Source organism: Streptomyces sp. NPDC052020, assembly GCF_040680575.1.
GTDB lineage: Bacteria > Actinomycetota > Actinomycetes > Streptomycetales > Streptomycetaceae > Streptomyces.
The window spans coordinates 69,765-92,153 of sequence record NZ_JBFAWY010000020.1; the positions used below are offsets into that span (position 1 = coordinate 69,765).

At 73.9% G+C, this 22,389-nt stretch carries 11 protein-coding genes; 6 read left to right on the forward strand and 5 right to left on the reverse strand.

Annotated features, from left to right (window positions below; translation table 11 throughout):
• The first annotated feature begins 31 nt into the window (after positions 1-31).
• Positions 32-781: a histidine utilization repressor gene (gene hutC / locus AB0L74_RS21390; protein WP_365654568.1), complete on the forward strand. Its 750-nt coding sequence runs from the start codon at positions 32-34 to the stop codon at positions 779-781.
• Between the two features lie 2 nt (positions 782-783).
• Here the strand turns inward: hutC and AB0L74_RS21395 are convergent, their stop codons facing one another.
• Positions 784-1,629 carry an IclR family transcriptional regulator gene (locus tag AB0L74_RS21395; RefSeq protein ID WP_365654462.1) on the reverse strand — a complete coding sequence of 282 codons (846 nt, stop codon included), beginning with the start codon at positions 1,627-1,629 and terminating at the stop codon, positions 784-786.
• A gap of 147 nt (positions 1,630-1,776) precedes the next feature.
• Between AB0L74_RS21395 and AB0L74_RS21400 the strand changes: the two genes are divergently transcribed.
• The gene (locus AB0L74_RS21400) at positions 1,777-3,231 is read left to right on the forward strand and encodes an amino acid permease (RefSeq protein WP_365654464.1); all 1,455 of its coding nucleotides are present in this window, start codon (positions 1,777-1,779) and stop codon (positions 3,229-3,231) included.
• 197 nt (positions 3,232-3,428) lie between these two features.
• Here the strand turns inward: AB0L74_RS21400 and AB0L74_RS21405 are convergent, their stop codons facing one another.
• From AB0L74_RS21405 to AB0L74_RS21420, 4 genes are all read right to left on the reverse strand, one after another.
• The gene (locus AB0L74_RS21405) at positions 3,429-4,535 is read right to left on the reverse strand and encodes a diiron oxygenase (RefSeq protein WP_365654468.1); all 1,107 of its coding nucleotides are present in this window, start codon (positions 4,533-4,535) and stop codon (positions 3,429-3,431) included.
• 22 nt (positions 4,536-4,557) lie between these two features.
• The gene (locus AB0L74_RS21410; protein WP_365654471.1) at positions 4,558-5,931 is read right to left on the reverse strand and encodes a hypothetical protein; all 1,374 of its coding nucleotides are present in this window, start codon (positions 5,929-5,931) and stop codon (positions 4,558-4,560) included.
• The gene (locus AB0L74_RS21415; protein ID WP_365654474.1) at positions 5,928-13,460 is read right to left on the reverse strand and encodes an SDR family NAD(P)-dependent oxidoreductase; all 7,533 of its coding nucleotides are present in this window, start codon (positions 13,458-13,460) and stop codon (positions 5,928-5,930) included. Before AB0L74_RS21415 ends, AB0L74_RS21410 begins: the two co-directional genes overlap by 4 nt.
• Before the next feature lie 367 nt (positions 13,461-13,827).
• Entirely contained in the window at positions 13,828-14,835 is a 1,008-nt protein-coding gene (locus AB0L74_RS21420; RefSeq protein WP_365654479.1) for a short-chain dehydrogenase/reductase, read from the reverse strand.
• A gap of 547 nt (positions 14,836-15,382) precedes the next feature.
• On the opposite strand from AB0L74_RS21420, the gene AB0L74_RS21425 reads away from it, so the two are divergent.
• The 4 genes from AB0L74_RS21425 (at position 15,383) to AB0L74_RS21440 (ending at position 22,246) form a co-directional block, all read left to right on the forward strand.
• The gene (locus AB0L74_RS21425) at positions 15,383-18,541 is read left to right on the forward strand and encodes an amidohydrolase family protein (protein ID WP_365654482.1); all 3,159 of its coding nucleotides are present in this window, start codon (positions 15,383-15,385) and stop codon (positions 18,539-18,541) included.
• A gap of 174 nt (positions 18,542-18,715) precedes the next feature.
• Positions 18,716-19,264 carry an FAD binding domain-containing protein gene (locus AB0L74_RS21430; protein ID WP_365654485.1) on the forward strand — a complete coding sequence of 183 codons (549 nt, stop codon included), beginning with the start codon at positions 18,716-18,718 and terminating at the stop codon, positions 19,262-19,264.
• Positions 19,261-19,539 carry a hypothetical protein gene (locus AB0L74_RS21435; RefSeq protein WP_365654488.1) on the forward strand — a complete coding sequence of 93 codons (279 nt, stop codon included), beginning with the start codon at positions 19,261-19,263 and terminating at the stop codon, positions 19,537-19,539. The genes AB0L74_RS21430 and AB0L74_RS21435 overlap by 4 nt, the downstream gene beginning before the upstream one ends.
• A 4-nt stretch (positions 19,540-19,543) precedes the next feature.
• A complete protein-coding gene (locus AB0L74_RS21440) occupies positions 19,544-22,246 on the forward strand; it encodes a molybdopterin-dependent oxidoreductase (protein ID WP_365654491.1) in 2,703 nt (900 codons plus the stop codon).
• The last annotated feature ends 143 nt before the right edge of the window (positions 22,247-22,389 follow it).

Consider the following 22,389-nt stretch of genomic DNA (forward strand, 5'->3'; position numbering starts at 1 on the left):
GCGGATGGCGAGGACGGTGGGCGGCTTGGTCGTGGATCCAGCGGAGCTCGGCCGGCTGTACGAGCGGCGCACGGCCGGTACCGCTCCGGCCTACCAGCGCGTCAAGGACCTCGTCGCCCGGCAGATCGCGGACGGCCACTGGCGTGCGGACGACGCCCTGCCGTCGGAGAGTCAGTTCGTCGAGGCGCTCGGCCTGTCCCGTATGACGGTCAACCGTGCCCTGCGCGAGCTGGCCGCCGAGGGCGTCATCCGGCGGGTCATGGGGGTGGGCAGCTTCGTCGCCCCGGCAAAGGCCAGCTCCGCGCTGCTGGAGGTGCACAACATCGCCGAGGAGGTGGGCCGCCGGGGCCACCGGTACGAGGCGCGGGTGCTGTCCGTGCGCGAGGAGCGGGCCGACGAGAAGACCGGCACGCACCTCGGTCTCGGCGAGGGACGGCCGGTCTTCCACTCACGGGTGGTGCACTACGAGGACGGCGTGGCGCTCCAGCTGGAGGACCGCTACGTCAATCCGGCCTTCGCGCCCGGCTATCTGGAGCAGGACTTCACCCGGCAGACGCCGTTCGCGTTCCTGTCCAAGGTCGCGCCGCTGGGCAGGGGGGAGCACATCGTCGAAGCGGTGCTGGCCTCGCCGGAGGAGTGCGCGATCCTCGGCATCGCGCCGTCCGAGCCGTGCCTGCTGATCCACCGCCGCACCTGGTCGCGGGACGCGCTGGTCAGCATCGCGCGGCTGCTGCACCCCGGCTCCCGGTACCGTCTCGAGGGCGCGTTCGCCACGCACTGACGTCAGGCGGCCGCCGCTCCCGTCCCCCGCGGCGGCGCGTGGCCCGAGACGGCGGCGGTCAGCCGCGCGGCGCCCCGCCGCAGGATGTTCCGCACCTCGTCCGTGTCGTGCCGGCAGTGGTGGCGGCGCCAGGTGCTGCTGATCGCCGCGACGGGCCGCCCGTTGTGGTCGAAGGCCGCCACTCCCATCGAGCAGAACCCCTGGGTGACCAGTTCGACCTCCTGTGACCAGCCGCGCTCCCGCTCCCGGGCCAGCTCGCCGATCAGCCCCGGCAGCGTCCGCGGCCCCCTGCCCGTGCGGGTGGTCAGGTCGCCGGGCCGGGGGAAGAGCGCCCGCAGCTGTGCCTCGGAGGTGTGGGCGAGGATGGCGCGCCCGTTGGCCGTGAGGTGGGCCGGCAGGCGTACGCCGATGTCGGTGACCAGGGCGATGTCGATGTCACCGGCCCGGCCCGCGGGCGGCCGTTCCTTGAGCAGGTAGACCGTCTCCGCGCCGTGCAGGATCCCCAGGTGCACCGTCTGGCCGAGACGGCTCGCGAGGGTGCGCAGGATGGGCTGGGCGAGCCGCTCCAGGGGCTCGTGGCGCAGATAGGCGGAGCCCACCTCGAAGGAGGTGACGCCCAGCCCGTACGCGCGCTCCGCCGGCACGTAGGTGACGAAGCCGCGGTCGGCCAGGACGGTGAGGATGTGGTACGCCGACGAGCGCGGAATGCCCAGGTCCCGGGCGAGCGTCGCGGCCCGCACCAGTCCGGGGCGCCCGGCGAGATACACCAGCATGTCCAGCGCCCGGCCGACCGCCGGTGACGCGCTCGATGACGACGACCCGCCCGGCGTCGACTCGCGTTCACTCATCGGGCCACCTCTTGACGCTCCTGTATAGGCAGGAATATACAGGCAGCCGTCCGCCGCCGGGAGTTCGGACGACGGACCGGCGCAGCCGAGACGGGCCTGGCTCCGTCCTGCCTTCCGGCGCACACCCCGAAGAGGGAGACACTCGTTTTGCGTACCGACACCGCCGGCCTGAGCAGAGGGCTCCGTTCCCGGCACATCCGCTTCATCGCCCTCGGCTCCGCCATCGGCACGGGGCTCTTCTACGGCTCCTCCGAGTCCATCAAGGCCGGCGGCCCCGCGGTCCTCCTGGCCTATCTGGTCGGCGGGGCCGCCGTCTTCCTCGTGTTGCGGTCCCTCGGCGAGATGGCCGTGGCCTCCCCGAGCGCCGGATCCTTCGGCGAGTACGCGACCCGGCACCTCGGTCCGCTCGCCGGGTTCACCACGGGCTGGACGTACGCCTTCGAAATGGTCATCGTCTGCGTGGCGGACATCACCGCGGTCGGCGTCTACATGGGTTTCTGGTTCCCCGGCGTGCCGCGCTGGATCTGGGTGCTGGCCGCCGTGCTCCTCATCGGCGCGCTCAACCTCGTCAGCGTGAAGGTCTTCGGCGAGCTGGAGTTCTGGCTCTCCCTGGTCAAGATCGTCGCGATCGTCGCGATGATTGCCGCCGGCGTCTGCGTAATCGCCTTCGGCCTCGGCGACGGCGACGGTCACGTCGGTCTGTCGAACCTGTGGAGCAACGGGGGCTTCTTCGCGAACGGCATCGACGGTTTCGTCCTCTCCTTCGCCGTCGTGATGTTCGCCTTCGGCGGCACGGAGATCATCGGTGTCACGGCGGGTGAGGCTCAGTCCCCGGAGAAGACCATCCCGAGCGCGGTCAACTCGATCCCGCTGCGGATCATCCTCTTCTACGTCCTGACGCTCGCGGTGATCATGTCGATCACGCCCTGGCAGGACATCGACTCCTCCGGCAGCCCCTTCGTCGAGATCTTCGCCGGTGTCGGGCTCAAGTCGGCGGCCGCCGTGCTGAACCTGGTCGTGCTGACCGCCGCCCTGTCGGCGATCAACAGCGACATCTTCGCCGCGGGCCGCACGATGTTCGGCCTGGCGGAGCGGCGGCAGGGTCCCGCGGTGATGCTGCGGGTCACCCGCAACGGCGTGCCGTGGGTGACCACCCTCGTCATGATCGGGGCCCTGCTGCTCGGCGTGCTGATGAACGTCCTCATGCCCGGCCGGATCTTTCTGGTCATCTCCTCGATCGCGACGTTCGCCACCGTCTGGGTGTGGCTGATGATCCTGCTCACCCATGTGAGGGCACGGAGGGCGATGTCCGCCGCCGAGGCGGCGTCCCTGAAGTTCCCCGCCCCCTTCTGGCCCTACGGCCAGATCGCCGCCATCGTCTTCATGGCCGCGGTCATGGTGTTGCTCGGCTTCCACGAGAGCACACGGGTCGCCCTGGTCGTCGGCGCCGTGTGGCTGGCCCTCCTCGCGGGCGTCCACGCCCTCTGGGTCCGGCCGCGCCGTCCCGGCCCGCGGCCGGTGGCCGCGACGAAGGAGCAGGTGGCCGGGATGCCGGACGGAGATCCGGCCGGGCTGGAGGGACCGGCCGGCGCACCGCGCTGACGGCCGCCGACGGCCCTCCCCCTTCCTGTATCCGGTTCCTGTATCCGGACGGAACTCGCCGCGCCGGGAGAGGAGGACGCCGAGGGCGCGCCCTCGCACCGGTCTCACGGCCGGGCGCGGTGCCGGTGCCCTCGCGCCGACTGGTGCGCCGGCGCCGGGCGGTGGCGGCCGCGTGCGCCGCGCGGACGCGCCGGCGCCTACCGGCTCGCGTCCTCTCCCAGGTCGATCATCTCGGTGATCTCCGCGGCGCGCGCCGTCTCCTCGGCGGCGAACCGCTCCGCGTCCAGTGCCTCGGCGATCTCGTCGTCCTGGCGCATCAGCCGGTCCAGGTCGCTCCCCCGTACGTCCCCGTCGCACAGGTCGGTGAACGCCTCCCGCACCTCGGGACTCCACAGCCCGATGTCCCGGACGCAGGGCGCGATCCGGGAGAACAACGCCCGGCGGAAGACGTGGAGGTAGCCGCTCTCCTCCGCGACGCGGACGGCCGCGACAGGGGGCACACCGAAGTTCTCCAGCACTTCGGTGCCGCGCAACCGGTTCCGCATCAGATGGCAGCCCTCGATGACGAACTCCTCGCGCTCGGCCAGTTCGTTCGCGGACAGGCCGCGGTAGTGGTCCCTCAGGGCCATGCGGCCGAAGGCCACGTGGCGGGCCTCGTCCTGCATGACGTAGGCGAGCAGGCGCCGGGGCAGCGGCCGGCGGGTGGTGTCTCGCAGCAGCCCGAACGCCGCCAGCGCCAGCCCTTCGACCAGGACCTGCATGCCCAGGTACGGCATGTCCCAGCGGGAGTCGCGCAGCGTCTCGTCCAGCAGCGTGCGCAGACTGTCGTCGACCGGGTAGCTCAGGCCGATCTTCTCGCGCAGGAAGCGGGAGAAGATCTCGACGTGGCGGGCCTCGTCCATGGTCTGGGTCGCCGCGAAGAACTTGGCGTCGAGGCCGGGCGTGGTCTCCACGATGCGGGCCGAGCAGATCATGGCGCCCTGCTCGCCGTGCAGGAACTGGCTGAACTGCCAGGCGGCGAAGTGCCGCCGCAGCTCGCTCCGCCGCTCGGGTCCCAGGCGTTCCCAGTACGGAGTGCCGTACAGCGGAAGGGCCTCGTCGGGGGTGCCCAGGGGGTCGGCCGGATCCACGTCGAGATGCCAGTCGATCCGGCGTACGGCGTCCCACTGCCGGTCCTTGCCGCGCTGGTAGAGGGCGAGCAGCCGGTCGCGGCCGTCGTCGTACTCCCAGGAGAAGGTGCTGGCCGCGCCGGCGGGCACGGTCCAGTGACCGGAAACGGACGGGGTCGGGGCGGGAGAGGTCATGGGCGCTGTCCTCCGTCCGGTGCTACAGCGGCTGGTCGACGTGGTCGGGGGTGTAGCGGACGGCGTGGGCGTAGGCGTCCAGCAGTCCCTGCAACGGGCGTTCGGGGAGGCCGGGCTTCCACAGTTCCACCGCCATCTCGCCGTGGTAGAGCATCGGCCAGCGGACGTACAGCCGGGGATCGGCGGCGTCGTTGACGGCGTGCGACCGGGCGATGGTGTCGGCCGCCACGTCGGCCATCAGGTCGGTCCCGCAGCCGAAGCCGTACGGGTACAGCTCCCGGTGGGGCGGGACCGACTCGATGACCGCGGCGTCGGCCCGGCTGACTCCCACGTGGGCGTGGACGCCGCCGCGGATGAGCGGGGCCGTGCGTTCGCCGCCGGGGTCCAGGACCCACTGCCCGGTCGCCGACCGCCCGAGACGGACGGTGGGCACGGAGGACAGCAGGGCGCACACCTCCCATGCCTCCACCGACGGTCCCTTGGGGTCGATGCCCTCCGGGGCGAGGACCCGCAGACGGTCACCGCGGCTTCGGGGGTGGAGCACGGTGACCTCGTCCTCGCGCAGGTTCCGCTTGTCGACGTCCCAGCTGCCGGAGGCGGTGACCACGACGGCGTCCAGACCGGGGTCGTACAGGAACAGCATGCCCTCGCTGAGGCGCTTCCAGCCGAGGTACTCGCGGTACAGCGAGGCGAGGCCGTCGGAGACGTAGCGGTCGATGCCTACCGGTTCGGGGAGCAGGCCGAGCCGGCCCATCCGCCGCCCGGCCGCCGCCAGGTGTCCCGGTGCCGGGCAGGCGGCCCAGGCGGTGGCGGGCAGGGCGTCGCGGACCACGTCGTAGCGGTCGCCGACGTCCCGTGCGCAGGCGGCGGTGACCAGCCGGTCGCGGATCCGGTCGGCCAGCCGCCCGGTCTCGGTGGGATGGCCTCCCTCCAGGGTGAACAAGGTGGCTTCCCGCCCGTCGCGGTTGACCAGGACCACGCGGGGGGACGCGGTCCGCGCCATGATCGTCCGCCCTGTCTCGACCGCCTCGGTGTGCCGCAGGCCGCCCAGGTGCTCGGGGACCTGGGCGATCACCACCGTCTGGCGCGAGCCCACGCGCAGCCCGAGTTCGCCGCATGTCCGGGCGCTCAGCGGAGGGCTCTGCTCGGGCACCCGGTCGGGCAGGGCCTGCGGTCCGGTGGGGATGTGTGTGACGATCAGCAGCAGGTCGACGTCGCCGTGCGACGCCTCGACGACGGCGTGTCCCTGTTCTTCGAAAGCCGCGGTGAGCTGGCGGACGAAGACGCCCAGCGCGGTGTCGTCCGGGTGGGGCCGCCCGGCGACCTGCACCACCAGCGGCCGCCACCACGGCAGTTCGTCGAGCCTGACCGCCGGGCGGTCCGGGAGGCCGGTCACCGGGTGCCTCCGGTGATCACCGGCAGGGCACGGCGTGCGAGATCGTCGAGGCAGCTCGCCGCCATCAGTTCCAGCGCGGGGATGTTGCATCCCAGCGCGCGGTCCACGGCGACGGAGAGTTCGACGACCATGAGCGAGTCGAGTCCCAGCTGGTCCAGTTTGCAGGTGCGGTCGACGCGCTCGGGGGTGGTCTGCGCCACCTCGGCGACCAGGCCCGCCAGTTCCTCGCAGACCGCCTTCGCCGCCTCCTCCTCGGAGAGCGCCGCGAGCCGGGAGCGCAGGGCCTCGGCACGGCTCATCCCCGCCCGGCCGGCGGCCTGCCGACAGGCGGCGAAGGCCGGCCGGTTCAGCCCGGCGAGCAGCTGTCCCATCGTCTCCCAGTCGATCCGGCCGAACACCCCGACGCCGGGCCCGTGTCCGAGCTGCCTCTCGAACGCCTGCCAGATCTCCGCCGGCGTGACCGAGCCGAACCCCATGCGGTGCAGCGTCTGTTCGAAACCGGTCCGGACGACGAAGCCGGTCTCGGCGATGCCGCCCAGAACCTGTGCGGTGCCCGCCAGACCGTGGGCGCGCCGCTGCCGGGCCAGGGCCTCCAGATAGGCGTTGGCGGCGACGTAGGCGCTCTGGAGTTTGTTGCCGCCGAGGGTGGCCACCGAGGAGCACATGTGGAAGAAGTCCAGCTCGCGGCCGAGGGTGAGGTCGGCCAGTATGGCGGCACCGCGCACCTTGGGGTGCAGGACGGCGTCGAAGCGTTCGGCCGTCAGCTGGGCGAGCGGGGCGTCGTCGAGGACCATCGCCGCGTGCAGGACGCCCCGCACCGGGTGCCCGGCGTCGTCCGCGTCGGAGATCGCCTGCCGCATCGCCTCGCGGTCGGCCACGTCGGCGGCGAGCGCCGTCACCCGTGCCCCGGCCTCCGTGAGCCGCTTCAGCAGCGCCGGTGCCTCGGGAGAGTCCGCGCCGCGCCGGCCGGCCAGGAGCAGGTGCCGGGCTCCCCGGCGCACCAGGTGCTCCGCCAGCGCCGCCCCGAGTCCGCTCAGGCCACCGGTGACCAGATAGGTGCCGGTGGCGTCCAGGTCCGCCGGCGGCACCGGCTGTTCCACGGGGACCGGCTCGCCCAGTTCGATGACGATCTTGCCCAGGTGTCTGGAGTGGCGCAGGGAGCGGAACGCCTCGGTCACCGCGTCGGCGGAGTGGACCTGGTGGGGCAGCGGCCGGTAGCGGCCGTCGGCGACCCGGCGGCACAGTTCGGTGAACTCCTCGGCCGCGACCTGCGGCAGCTGCTGGGGAAGGGTCGCCACGTCGACGCCGAAGTAGGCGATGTTGCGCCGGAAGGGGCCGAGGAGCACGGGCGTGTTGGCGTAGAGGTCGCGCTTGCCGAGTTCGACGAACCGGCCGCCGGGGCTCAGGCATTCCAGGCCGCGTGCGATGGCCTCGCCCGCGAGGGAGTTCAGCACCACGTCGACGCCGCGGCCGCCGGTCAGCTCACGGACGTCCTCGGCGAAGCGCAGGTCCCGTGAGTTCAGGACGTGCCGCACCCCGAGCATCCGCAGCAGGTCGCGCTTGGCCGGGCTGCCCGCGGTCGCGATGACCTCGGCGCCCACCGACCACGCGTACTGCAGGGCGGCCAGGCCCACGCCGCCGGCCGCGCCGTGGACCAGCACCCGCTCTCCGGCGCGCAGGCGGGCCAGCCGCCCCAGCCCGTACTGGACGGTGAGGAAGACCGCGGGCAGGGTGGCCGCCTCGGCGAAGGACATCCGTTCCGGGATCCGGCCCACCTGCTCGGCCCGGACGACGACGTGCGAGGCGAACCAGCCGGCTCCGCTGCCGAAGACGCGGTCCCCGGGGGCGAGGCCGGTCACTCCCGCTCCGACGGCGACCACTTCACCGGCGCCCTCCAGACCCAGCGCGGGGCCCTGGAGGCCGGGTACCGGCTGGTCGTCCGGGATCAGCCCGGTGGCGAGCATCACGTCGCGGTAGTTCAGGGCGGCGGCCCGTACGGCGATCAGCACCTCGCCGGACGCGGGGACGGGGGCGTCCCGCGGTTCCCAGACCAGGCGGTGGGCCATGCCGGGGTCGCGCAGGCTCAGCCGGTATCCGCCGGTCTGCCGGCGCACCGGGGGCGCGGCCGTGGTGAACCGGGGGACGAAGCGGCCGGCGCCGGTCAGGACGATCTCGCGTTCGGCCCCGGGGTCGTGCAGCTCGGCGAGCAGCCGCGCCGTGTCCCGGCCGGCGTCTTCCGAGCGCTCCAGCGAGATCATCCGCACCTCGATCGCGGGGTACTCGCTGGCGACGGTGCGGCCGAGCGCCCACAGGGCGGCGGCCTCGGGCACCTGGGGGCGTTCGGGGGCCGGGAAGAGACCGGTCGGGGGCAGGACGAGCCACAGCGAGGCTTCCCGGCAGGTGCCGAGGGCGGCCGCCACGTCCCGGATGCGGCAGGCGGCACGGGTGAGGGCGGCGGCCGGGTCGGACGCCGGGCCGGCGTCGTCCAGCAGCAGGGCCAGGTGCACGGAGGCGTCCGGCCCGGACGGCACGGTCGCGGCCCAGTCCGTACCGTCGAGCGGCAGGGGCCGGGTGCCGAGTGCCTCGGCCAGTGCCGCGGCAGGCGACGTCTGCCCGTCAAGGAGCGGCGTCCGGTGCGTGCTCTCGGTGTGCCGGCCGGAAGTCCTCGTACTGGAGGTACTGGTGCTTTCGGCCGGTGCGGCGAGAGGACGTGCCGGGCGTCGCGACGGGGCGGACGTTGCCTGCCGGGGCACTGGTTGCCCGGAGAGTGTGTCGGGGGCGGCCGTCGCCACCAGCCACCGGCCGGCCGGCCGCGGTGCCGTGGCGGGCGGCGGGCAGGTGGACGCGGGTGCGGTCGCGCGCCGGGCGAGGATCACCGAGTCGCTCGCGCGCTCCCCGTCCGGTGCCTCCCCGGTGCAGGCCACGGCGTCGAATCCGTGCGCGCCGAGCAGCGCCTTCCACTGCGCACGGGTCAGCAGGGGCGAGTCCTGCCGCAGGTCGGTGTCCGTGTAGTCCCAGTAGTCGTCCAGCACGCCGAAGAAGGTGGACACCCAGTCGCTGTCGTGGCTCTCCAGGGCCAGCAGCACGCCGTGGTCGGCGAGCAGCGCGGCGAGCCGGTCGACGGAGGCGGCCAGGTCCTTGGCGGTGTGCAGCGCGTTGGCGGCGACCACCACGTCGAACTGGTTGGTGTGCAGGCCCTGCTCGGCGGGGTCGCGGTCGAGATCGAAGGTGGCGTACTCGACGAAGTCGTACGCGGCGAAGCGGGCCTTCGCCTTCGCCAGGAAGCCGGCCGAGCGGTCGGTGAACAGGTAGCGGGTGCGCTCGGGGGGCAGGACGGGCAGCAGCGCACCGGTCATGCCGCCGGTGCCGGCGCCCACTTCGAGGATGCGCAGCGGCCGGTCGGCGGGCCAGTGCCCGGCCATCGCGCCCAGCAGCTTCCCGGCGTAGGCGTTGTGCAGGCGCAGGTGGGGTGCGCTGCCGTAGAGCTGGGTGAGGAAGTGCTGGTCGGCCTCGCCGAAGAGGACCTCGCGGGGATCGTCCTCTCCCCTCAGCAGGCGGGCGAGCCGCAGCCCGCAGCGCAGCCCCGGCAGGGTCAGGGTCAGTGCGTCGGGCAGGTCGGCGAGAAGGGGACGGATCCGGTCCAGCGGGCCGGCGGCGGCCGTCTGCCCGGTCAGCCGCCAGCGGTCGGGGGCGGCCTGCTCGGCGAGGCCGAACGCGCACATGGTCCTGGCCAGCCGGCTCAGGTAGGGCCGGTACTTCGGCAGCGCACCGGCTTCGCACAGGTCGTCGAGGCCGAACTCGGTCCTGCCCGGGAGCAGTGTCTCGACGGCGCGCCGGGCGAACAGCGCCGCGATCTCGCCGGTGCGGGCCGTCACCTCCTCGTAGCGGTCGTCGATGCGGGCGCGCAGGCGCGCCCGGGCGGCGGCCGTCTGTGCCATCAGCTCGTCGGGAGCGGGCAGCCGCACCGGGGCGGCGGCGCCCCGTGGCGCCGCCCGGAGGACGAGTTCCCGCACCGTGGCGGGGGTGCCGCCGTGCTGGTCGAACCGGCGCAGCCGGCAGCCTTCGAACTCCATGCAGACCCGGCCGTCCCGGTCCGTCAGCGACACGTCCCAGACGGCTTCCCGGCTGGTCGCCGTGGTGAGCCGCAGGTGCAGGTGGCCTTCGGACGCCGGCGGGTGCCACAGGCGTACGGCCGTCAGCTGGGCGGGCAGGAAGAGCGCGTTCCCCGTCAGCGCGGCCAGCAGCGGGGCTCCGGCCTGGAGGGCGCCGTCGGTCACCACCGGGTGGGCGAGGTAGCCGTCCGCGCTCTGATCGGTGCGGTAGGAGGCGAGCAGTTCCCCCTCCCCGAGCCGGAACTCGGTGAGGACCTGGAAGGCGGGACCGTGCGTGATGCCGCTGTCGGCCAGGCCCTGGTAGTGCGCGGCGGCGGGCAGCGGGTCGGGGTGGAGCCGGCCGCGCAGTGCGGCCAGGTCGAGGGAGGCGGGCTCGGGCCGCAGGAGGCGGCGTACCCGTCCCTGCGCGTGGTGCCGCCAGGGCGCGTCCGCTCCGGTGCGGCTGGCGATGGTCACGGTCCCGGTCCGCGGTTCCAGGCCGGTCTGGAGCAGCAGGTCGTCGGTGCTGTCGTCGCCGGGCAGGACGCAGGCGCTGGTGAGGGCGAGGTCGGTCACTTCCAGAGCGGTGGTGTCGAGGAGCTGACGACCGGCCGCGAGGGCGGCTTCCAGGTATCCGGTGGCCGGAAGCACGGTGGTCCGGCCGACCCGGTGCTCGGACAGCCAGGGGCTGCGGACCGTGTTCAGTACGCCGTGCCAGGCGGGCCCGGCCGTGACGGCGCGCTGGCCGAGCAGCGGGTGCAGGGGCACACCGTCGCTGGCGATGCCGGACCACCAGGTGGGCTCGGCGACCCAGTACCGCTCCCGCTGCCACGGATAGGCGGGCAGCTCCACCGGAGGTACCGGCCGGGGGAAGTGCGCCTCGGTGTCGACCGCGGCGCCCGCGGCCAGCAGGTGGGCGACGGTTCCCCGCAGGGCCGCCGGGCCGTCGGCTCGCCGGGAGCCGGTCTTCACCACCGCGGCGGGCGAGGAGCCGCCCTGGGTCAGCCGGCGCAGGTAGGGGCCGAGAACGGAGTGCGGGCCGATCTCGACGAACACGTCGAAGCCCTCGGCGGCCAGCGCCTCGACGGCCGGGGCGAACCGCACCGGCTCGCGGATGTTGCGCCACCAGTACGCGGCGTCCAGCGGGCCGTCGTCCAGCAGGCGGCCGGTCACCGTGGAGGCGAACGGCACCGTGGGCTCCGTGGACGACAGGCCCGCCAGAGCGGTGAGCAGAGTCTCCCTGACCGGGTCCATGGCGGCGCTGTGAAACGCGTAGTCGAGATCCAGTTCGCGCGCGAAGACCCCGCGTTCCTGGAGGCGTTCGCCGAGGAGGGCCACGTCGGCGGCCCGTCCCGCGACCGTGGTGTCGCTCCCGCTGTTGACACCGGCCAGTTCCAGCCGTCCGTCGTAGCGCGCGAGTTCGGCCGTCAGTTCCTCCTCGGACAGACCGACGGCAGCCATGCGTCCCGAGCCGGCCGTGGCCTCCTGGGCGCGGCTCCGCGCGGCGACCACCCGGGCGGCGGTCGTCAGGTCGAGCGCTCCGGCCACGCAGGCCGCGGCGATCTCCCCGACGCTGTGACCGACGACGGCCTGCGGCCGCACACCGTGTGCGCGGAGTGCCTCGACGACCCCGAGCTGGTAGGCGAAGAGCAACGGCTGCGCCACCTCGGTGGACTTCAGCCGCTCGGCGTCGCCCGCCGCCATCGCGTCGACGACCGGCCATCCCAGCAGTTCGTCGAGTACGCCCGCGACGCGCTCCACGGCCCGCCGGAAGGCCGGTTCGGCGCGCAGCAACTCGGCTCCCATGCCGGGCCACTGCGCCCCGTTCCCGGAGAACGCGAACGCCACACGGCCGCGCGCCACCGTCCTGGCCGTGGCGGACGCGGGCGCCGGGCGTTCCCCGCGGGCGGCCGCGGCCAGCGCGGACGCCGCCTCCCGCCCGGTCTCGGCCAGGACCACGGTGCGGTGGTCGTGCCGGGCCCGGCGGCGTGTCGTGGTGTGGGCGATGCCGTAGAAGGCGGCCGGGTCGGCTTCCTCGAGTCTTCCGGCCAGCCGGTCGCACGCCTCGGCGAGGGCGCTCCGGCCGCGGGCGGTGACCATGACGGGCAGCGGTCCCGCGGCCGCCGCCGGCCCGGCGGGAGCGGACGGGGCGGGGCCGAGCAGCACATGGGCGTTGGCGCCGCCGAAGCCGAAGGAGTTGACACCGACCACCGCGTCGGGGGACACCTGCACGCGGTGCGGCCGGATGGTGGGGACGAGGTTGAGGTCGGCGAAGCCGATGCGCGGGTTGAGCGGCTCGGCGTGCAGGGTGGGCGGCACCAGGCCGTGCCGCAGCACCAGGATGGCCTTCAGCAGGCCGGGCACCCCGGAGGCCGGTTCCAGGTGCCCCAGGTTGGTCTTCACCGAGCCGATGGGCAGCGGGCCGGTGGTGCGCCGGCATCCGAGTGCGCGGCCGATGGCCTCGCACTCGGTGGGGTCGCCGATCGCGGTGCCCGTCCCGTGGGCTTCCAGGTAGACGAGACGGTCCGGATGCACCGACGCCGCGGCGTAGGTGGCCGTCAGAAGGCTCTGCTGCGCCTTGCCGTTGGGCAGGGCGATGCCCGGGGTGCGGCCGTCGTTGTTGGCGCCGCTGCCGAGGATGACCGCGTGGACGCGGTCGCCGTCGGCCAGGGCGTCGGGCAGCCGTTTGAGCAGCAGCAGGCCGCCGCCCTCGGAACGGACGTAGCCGTCCGCGTCCGCGGAGAAGGCCCGGCACCGGCCCGTGGGCGACAGCATCGACGCGGCGGAGAACCCGGCGAACACACGGGGGTCCAGCAGAACGTTGACGCCGCCGGCCAGGGCCAGTCGCGTGCGGCCGGCGCACAGGTGCTCGTACGCCCGGTGGACCGCGGTCAGCGCGGAGGAGCAGGCGGTGTCGAGCGCGAAGCTCTCCCCGTGCCAGTCCAGCAGGTGCGAGACGCGGTTGGCGGTGTTGGCCAGGGCGAGGCCCGTCATCGAGTGGACGTCGCCCATGGCGGGCCTGGCCTGCGCGAGACGGCCGAAGTCGTGGCTGGAGCAGCCGACGAAGACCGCGCCGTCGGATCCGGCGCAGGTCGCCGGGTCCACACCGGCGTCGTCCAGCGCCTCGACCGCCAGTTCCAGCAGCAGCCTTTGCTGCGGATCCATGTGCTGTGCTTCTCGCGGGGAGATGCCGCGGAAGTACCCGCAGTCGAAGCCCCGGATGTCCGGCAGGAAGCCGCCGGCCACGGTGTAGGAACGCCCGGGCCGGCGCCGGCCGCCGTCCAGGAAGTCCGCCGCGTCGAACCGGTCCGGTGGGACCTCCCCGACCAGGTCCTCTCCCTTGGCCAAAGCGGTCCAGAGACCGTCCAGGTCGTTGATGCCACCCGGCAGTCGGCAAGCGGTGCCGATCACTGCGACGGCTTCAGCCAGCTCGGCCATGGAGCTCCTCGCGATACATGGTCGGAGATTCGGAACGTCGGAAAGTCGGAAAGTCGGAAGTTCTGCACGACGGCAGAAGACCACTGGGAGTCTCCAGTCCTCGGCCGGTGCATCAGGAGCCCGTTCACTCGAACGATCCCTACCACCACCTTTCCGGGTGACATCCCGGTCGGCTCCGCCCCAGCGCAAGGACGTATGCGCTATGGCGGCGCAAGCGGCGATGCGGTGCGGGCCGCGGTCACCGTGTCTCCGCCTCGGCGGGACGGCGCGCCACGGGGCACCGGCGCACCGGGTTGCCCGCCGGCGCGTCGTCTGCCGAGCCGGCGCGCTTTTCCATCGTCCGGTCCGGCACGGCGGATACGGCGTGTCACCGCTGTGGTTCGGGGCGGCCCGACTCCGGAGGTGTCGGATCGGTGGGAGGGCAGGGGCGCTTCGGCTCCGGAACGGGTGGGTGCGGGGCGGCCGCGCGGGACCCCGCCGGTGCCGACCCGCCGTCGGGGTCCGGTGCGTCACCCGAGGGGGCGGCGTCGCGGGCTTTGCCCTCCAGTGCCCGTAGGAGCGACCGGAGTCCGGGGTCGCGGATCAGGAGGCGGTCGCAGAGGGGATTGACCACGCCGCGCAGGACCCCGACCGGCTGCCAGCGACGGGGAACCGTGATACTCGCGCTGCGCCGCTCGATCCCCTTCACCACCCGCCTCGCGACGGCCTCCGCGGGGATGGCGGCGGCCAGGGGACGGGGAAAGCCGACTTCGCGCATCCTGGTCGCCAGTTCGTCTCCCCCGAAGGCCAGTCGGGTCATCTCGGTCTCCACCCACCCGGGGAAGAGGACACCGGCGGTCGCCCCATGAGGGCTCAGCTCCACTCGCAGAGCACGGGTGAGCTGCTCGACACCGGCCTTGGAGGCGGCGTAGGCGGCGTTCACGGCCCCGTTGACGTAGGCGTAGACGGACGCGTTGACCAGGACATGGCCTCGATGGGCGATGACCTGGGGCAGTGCGGCTCGCACGGTGCGCCAGACGCCCAGCAGATTCACCTCGACGATGTGCTCGAAGGCCGCGGGATCGACGGTGGCGACGGTGGCGGGTCGCGCGGGGGCGGCTCCCGCGTTGGCGAAGACGACGTCGAGCCGGCCGAAGCGGTCCACGGTACGGGCCACCGCGTCGTCCAGTGCCGGCCGGTCCGTCACGTCCACGCTCAGGGCCAGCGCTCTGTCCCCGCCCAGTTCGCGCGCCAGCGTCGCGACCGAGGAGGCGTCGCGGCCGGCCAGCACCAGGCTCGCCCCCCGGGCGTGCAGTGCTCGCGCACACGCTGTTCCGATGCCACCGGCGGCGCCGGTGATGAGTACCGTTCTGCCGGAGAGCGAGTAGTGGCGCACGGACGACCTCCTCGTATCGAGCGGGACCTGCGGGGTGGCCCACGTGCGCGTGGTGGCGCACGGGGCGGCCGTGGAGGCGGCCGGGCGGCTGGGGCCGGACTCGGCGCCGCCCGGGAAGCGGCGGATGCCTGGGCTGATGCGCTCCTCACGAGGGAAGGGGGTGTGTGCTCCACCCGGGCTCGGACGGGAGCCTGTCCTGTCAACGGCCCTACGCCTCGCAGGTCACGAACGGCCTTTCGACTCCGCCGGGGTTCGGCTGCCGCCGCATACCGCCGCCCGGGGTCACCGCGACGACGCCCAGCTGCCCGGCCACCCGGGCCGGAACCGAGGCCCGCCCCTTTCGGCTCACCGGGTCCGGGGCGTCGGAGGTTTCCCGGTTCCGGACCGGGGAAACACATCACCTCCGGGGCCCGTGAGTGGGAAGTGCGCTCCTAGGCGTGCGCTGTCGGCGCCGGTAACCGGCCGGGACGGCGGCAGGCCAGCACGGAGGCATGGAGGGCCGGCGCCGGACCCGATCAGGACGGGAAACGCAGGAGGGCGGACCGCCATGAGTTCCGGCTTCGTCAGCCGTCGCGGTTTTCTCCACTCGGCCGCCGGCGTGGCCATCGGGCCGGCCCCGGCCGTCGTACGCGCCGGGGACGGCGATACGACGGGCTCCGGACAGGAGGCGCCGGTTCTGACGTACCACGAGCTGACCGGAGGATCGGTCACGGCCTGCCGCGGCGGCCGGACGCTGATCGCCGAAGTGCAGGGCGTGTTGTGGCGCGTTCCGCGGGACGGCGGGACGGCCCGGCAGCTGACGGGCTGGTCGCTGGAGGCGACGCGTCCGGCCCTGTCTCCGGACGGCGGGACGGTCGCCGTCTGCGGGTATCGCGGCGGGGGCTTCCACCTGTGGTCGCTGCGCAGCGACGGTGGCGGGCTGCGGCAGCTGACCGACGGCCCCTGGGACGACCGCGGGGTCGCCTGGTCGCCGGACGGGTCCCGTCTGGCGTTCTCCTCCGAGCGGGGCGGCAGCTCCGTGAGCGGCGGTGCCTACGGCCTGTGGACCCTGGACGTCGGCGGCGGTCACCTGACACGGGTGACGGGCGGAGCCTTCGACGACTTCGATCCGGTGTGGTGGCCGGACGGGCGGTCGCTGGTCTGTGTACGGGCCGCCCACCGGGCGGACGGCACCGGTGACGGCGGCCTGGCGCTGGTCCGCGTGTCCGTGGCCGGAGGTGAGACGACGGTGCTGCGCACGGTGACGGAGGGCCGGCTGCTCTGCCCGTCCGTGTCACCGCGGGGAAGGATCGCGTACCTGCACCTGACGGGAACCAGCGGCTCCCCCTCGTTGCCGGCCGAGCGGGCCACGCTGATGGTGGACGGCCAGCCCGTGACGCGCGACGAGGACCTGGCGGCGGCCCCGCCGTGCTGGCTGAACGAGAACGAGCTGCTGTACGTGGCCGACGGCCGGATCCGTATCCGTACGATGGGTACGAACGCCACACGGGACATCCCGTTCACCGCCCGTACGTCTACCTCACGGCGCCGCCGGCGCCCCAGGGCCCGCGTCGTCGCCGACGACCGCGTCCCCGTCCAGGGCATTCATCTGCCGGCCCTGTCGCCGGACGGCCGGCAGGCCGCGTTCGCGGCCCTCAACGCGCTGTGGCTGCTGCCCCTCGGCGGTGAACCCCGCAAGCTGCTCCAGGCCGCACCGGTGCACGAGGTGCAGATGCCCGCCTGGGCGCCGGACGGGCGCAGCCTGCTGTACTGCACCGACCGGGACGGGCTGGTCGCGGTGCGCCGGCTGCGTCTGGCGGACGGCGCGGACGAGCTGGTCGCCGGGGACGGCCGGCTGCACCCGGCGCTGTCACCGGACGGCTCCCGCCTGGCCTGCCGGGACATCGCGGGAAACCTGCTCGTGCGGGACTTGGCGACCGGGCAGGAGCGCGTGCTGGTCCGCCCGCTGGCCACCGACGGGCCGCCCGGCGCGCCCACCTGGTCGCCGGACGGCCGGTACGTCGCCTTCTGCGACCGCAACCGTCTCAACCACCGGTTCCGGGAGGGCTACCACCTCATCCGTGTCGTCGACACCCTCACCGGCGGCGAGCGGCGCCACCTGCCCGCCGAGCACCAGTCGCTCTCCGACCGCGTGGCCGCCGGACCCGTCTGGTCACCCGACGGCCGGTGGATGGCCCTGGTCGCCGAGTCGGCCCTGTGGATCCTGCCCGTCACCGCCGAGGGCACGCCCGCGGGACCGGCCAGGCGCCTCACCGACGAACCCGCCGACCACCCCAGCTGGGCCGGCGACTCGCGCACGCTGCTGTACCTGTCCTGCGGACGACTGCGCCTGCTCGACCTGGACGACACCGCCGCGCCGGCCCGGACACGCGGCCTGCCCACGCCGCTCCTGGTCACGCGGCGCGGACCGGCCGGCGGCCCCGCCGGGAAGCTGCGGATCCACGCCGGGCAGCTCTGGGACGCCACCGGCGACAGCCCACGCCAGAACGTCGACATCCTCGTCCACGGCAACCGGATCACCGCGGTCGAACCGCACCAGGCACGCCGCCCCGCCCATCACAGCATCGACGCCTCCGACCAGACCGTCATCCCGGGCCTGCTCGACAGCCACACCCACCCCTACACCGCCGTCTACGGCGCCCGGCAGAACCTCACCGCACTCGCCTACGGCATCACCACCACCGCCTGCCTGGGCGGCTCCCTGTACGAGTCCGTCCGGCTGCGGGAATCGGCCGCGGCCGGACACAGCCTCGGCCCGCGCCACCTGGCCTGCGCGGAACTCATCGACGGCTCCCGCACCGCCTACAGCATGGGCCGCGCCCACCGCACCCGGGCGGGCGTCGAGCGCACCCTGCGACGGGCGACCGCCCTGGACGTCGACTTCGTCAAGACCTACGTGCGCGCCTCGGGCCGTGTGATGGCGCGGGCCGCCGAAGCCGCCCACCGGCTGGGCGTGCCCTGCGGCAGCCATCTGTGCTCCCCCGGCCGCGCGGCGGGCCAGGACCTGACGACCCACCTGCAAGCCACCCAGCGCCTGCCGTACGGGCACGCCACCACCCCGCTGGGCCGCATCCACCAGGACCTGGTCGAGCAGTACGCCGACGGCCTCTTCAGCCTGATCATCACGCCGTTCACCGCCCAGTTCCTCCTCGGCACCGATCCCGGCCTGGCCGAGGACCCGCGCGTGCGGAACCTGATGCCTCCCTGGGACGTCGCCACGGTCCGTGATCGCGCCGCGGCCCCGCCCACGGCGGCACAGCGGCGGGCGCTGAGCACCGAGATGGCCAACTACCGGCGGCTGGCCGCCCGCGGCGCGCGGCTCGCGCTGGGCACCGACTCCCCGCTCGTTCCGGTCGGGCTGTCACTGCACCTGGCCCTGCGCGCCCTGCGCGCTCACGGTTTCTCCGCCGCACAGTCACTGCGCTGCGCCACCATTGTCCCCGCCCGGCTCTTCGGACTCGACGCCGACCTCGGCACCGTCCAGGCAGGCAAGATCGCCGACCTCACGGTCGTCGACGGCGACCCTTTCACCGACTTCACCGTCCTGGTCGACACCACACTGGTCCTGCGCGACGGCGTCGCCCACCGGACAAGCGACCTCACCGGCATCCACCAGGCCCGCGGCCACCGCCCGCCCCAGGACACCACCTGGCTCGGCGTCGCCCGCACCCTCCAGCTCGGCTCCTGCTGCCACGGCCCGGACTAGGCGCGGACTAGGTGTGCTGTCCGGACAGCACACCTAGTCCGCACCATGTGACCGCTCCGGCGCCGTGCCCGAGACCCGCCTCACCCGATCGGGCCCATGTGCTCCCACCGCGCGAAGGGAAACCTAGTGCCGACGGCCGGTACCGGCCGGATGCCTTGCGGGGAGCAGACCACGGTGGACCTGACGAGCGTGCGGGAGGTCGTCGACGGCCGCAGCTTCCTGCCATGGCGCCCGGGGGACGCTTGGCTGGCGGGCGGCACGGCGCTGTTCGCCGAGCCCGGGCCGCATCTGCGGCGGCTACGCGATCTGTGCACCTGGGGCTGGCAGCCGTTGACGGTGACCGAGGAGGGCGTCGAGGTGGCGGCCACGTGCACCATCGCCGAGCTGCTGTCGTTCGCCGAGGCGCCGGACGGGCCCTGGCCGACGGGCCGGGCCCTGGTCGCCCGCTGCTGCCGGGCGTTCTCCTCCTCCTTCAAGGTGTGGAACACCGCGACCGTGGGCGGAAACCTGTGCACGGCTCTGCCGGCCGGTCCGATGATCTCGCTGGCCGTGGCGCTGCGCGGGACATGCCGGGTGCGGGGACTCGACGGACGGGAACGCACGGTTCCCGCGGCGGAGTTCGTGACCGGTGCCGGCGTCACGGTGCTGCGTCCCGGCGAGCTGCTGCGCGCGGTCGAACTGCCCGCCGCCGCATGGCGCGGCCCAGCACGGTGCGCAGGGTGAGTACCCATCCGTGGGGCAAGTCGGCCGCCCTGGTGACCGGTACGCGCGATCCGGTGGCCGGGCGGCTGGCCGTCACCGTCACGGCGGCCACCACGCGACCGGTCACCGTCTCCTTCAGCCGCGTGCCGTCCGCCGGCGAACTGCGGCGTGCGCTACGGGAGGCGCTCACATCCGACCTGCTGTTCGAGGATGCCCAAGGTCGGGCGGACTGGCGCCGGCACCTGGCCGAGCACCTGGCACAAGAGGTCCGGCGCGAGCTGGCAGAGGAGCGGTAGCCCCATGTCCTTCGCCGTGCGCATCGATGGACAGGAAGGTCACGAGCCACCGCGGCCGGGGCAGTGCCTGCGCACCTATCTGCGCGAGCGGGGCTGTACCGGGGTGAAGAAGGGCTGCGATACGGGCGACTGCGGAGCCTGCACCGTGCACGTGGACGGACTGGCCGTGCACAGCTGCCTCTACCCGGCCCACCGCGCCGACGGACGCACCGTCACCACCGCCGGGGGCCTGGCCGGCGACGGCGGCCGGCCGCACCCTGTGCAGGAGGCGTTCGCCCGGGCGAGGGCGTACCAGTGCGGCTACTGCACACCGGGATTCGTCATGACCGCCGCCGCACTGTCCCCGGAGCAGCTGGCCGACCTGTCGCAGTCGCTGAAGGGCAACTTGTGCCGGTGCACCGGTTACCGGCCCATCGGCGAGGCGGTGCGGGCCGCACACACCCGTCACGGGGATTCGCCCGCACCTCCGCCGGTCCCAGCGGACCCCGCCGCCCCCTCCGTCGTCACCGGCGCGGCGCGGTTCTGCCTGGACCATCCCGAGCCGGCCGGTCTGCTGCACGTCGCGCTCGTGCACTCCCCGCACCGGCACGCCCGAGTCCTGGACATCGACACCGCCGCCGCACGGGCCGTACCCGGTGTCCGCGCCGTGCTCACCCACCGCGACGCGCCCCGCACCCGTTTCTCCACCGCCCTGCACGAGAACACCGACGACGACCCCGCCGACACCCGTGTCCTGGACGACGTCGTACGCCATGCCGGACAGCGCGTCGCCGCCGTCGTCGCCGACAGCCCCGCCACCGCCGCGCGGGCGTCCCGGCTGGTCCGCGTCACCTACCGGGTGCTGCCCGCCGTGACCGATCCCGAGCAGGCCCTGCGCCCGGACGCGGTCCGGGTACACGAGCTCGGCAACGTCGCCGGCGAGTTCCACGGGACCGTCGGAGACACCGGACGGGGTCTGGCCGAGGCCGACATCGTCCATGAAGACACCTTCCGCACGCAGCGGGTGCAGCACACCGCCATGGAATGCCACGCCAGCCGGGCATGGGCCGAGCCGGACGGCCGCCTCCACCTGCGCTGCGCCACCCAGGCCCCGCATCTGGTCCGCCGGCGTCTGTGCGAGGTCTTCGGACTCGACCCGGGCCGCCTGCGCGCCACCGCCGGACGCCTCGGGGGTTCCTTCGGGCGGGGACAGGACGTGCAGACCGAGGACATAGCGTTGCTCGCCGCCCTGCGCACCGGGAGCGCCGTACAGCTGGAGAACACCCGCACCGAGGAACTGACCGCCACCACCACCCGCCACCCCTTCCACGTCCGCGTCACGCTCGGCGCACGCCGCGACGGCACCCTCACCGCGATCAAGCTGCGCATCGTCTGCGACACCGGCGCCTACGGCAACCACGGGCCGTCCGTCCTCCAGGTCGCCTGCACCGAGGCCTTCGCCCACTACCGCTGCCCGAACGTGACCGTGGACGGCTACTGCGTGCGCACCCACAACGTGCCCGCGGGAGCCTTCCGCGGCTACGGCGCCGGCCAGCTCACCTTCGCCGTCGAATCCGCCCTCGACGAACTCGCCCACCGCCTGCGCCTCGACCCCCTGACCATCCGGGAACGGGCCTACCTCCGCCCCGGCGAACAGGCGGCGTTCCCCGGCACGGCCGGCCGGCACCCGGTCATGGACACCGGCCTCGGCCGCTGCCTGGAAACCCTCGGCCGGGCCCGTGCCCGCCGCCTGCGCACCCGCCCCGAGCACAGCGGGCCACGCCGCCTCATCGGGGAGGGTCTCGCCGTCGCCACCCTGTACACCGTTCCCGCGGACGGGCACATCGCCCAAGCGGCGGTCACGCTGCGGGCCGACGGGCACTACGAGCTGACCACGGCGGTCCCGGAGTTCGGCAGCGGCACCGCGACGGTTCTGCGCCGCATCGCCGCCCAGGCCCTGCGCACCGCACCGGACCGTGTCCACCTGACCGGTGCCGACACCGAGCTGCTCGACCACCACAGCGGCGGCTTCGGTTCCACCGGCATCGTGCTGACCGGCCAGGCCGTCGCCCAGGCGTGCCGGGCACTGGCCAGGCAGCGGGACGACCCGACGCCGGCCTCTGGCCGGCCCACTGCCGGCTCCGGCCGGACGAGCGCGGACACGGCCTGCCGCGGCGAGCCGCCTCTCCCCCCGCTCCCCTCGGCACACACCGGCGGGCACCCGGCGGGCACCCGGCTCCGCGCCGTCGCCACCGTCTCCGCGGACGACGCGGTGCCGTGCCTGGCGTTCAGCGCGCAGTGGTTCCGTGTCGAAGTCGCCCCCGACACGGGCTTGGTACGCATCCTCGACAGCGTGCACGTGGCCGACGCCGGCACCGTGATGGACGCCGCCCAGTGCCGCGGGCAGATCGAGGGAGCCGTCGTCCAAGGGGTCGGCACCGCGCTCCGGGAGGAACTGCCCACCGACGCGGAGGGCCGCATCACCACCACCGGCCTCCGGACCTACCTCGTCCCTCACTTCGGCGAGGTGCCGCCGACCGAGGTTCACCTCCTCCGCCCCCGCGACCAGGACGAGCCCGCGATGCCCAAACCGATGAGTGAACTGCCGTTCAACTCCGTGGCCGCGGCCCTCGCCAACGCCGTGCGCGACGCCGCCGGCGTCCGCTTCACCACCCTGCCGCTGCGCCCCGACGCCGTATGGGCGGCCCTCGGAACCGGTGATACCTGAGGCCGTGTCCTCACCAGCCCGCGGCGCCGACGGTGACAAGCCGGGCATCACAGCGGTCGAGCACCTTTTCGAGCGGCCCGCAAGCTTTTCCGAGCGATCGCCGACAGGAGGGCCGAACACAGCCGATCACCGCGGGCTCACGT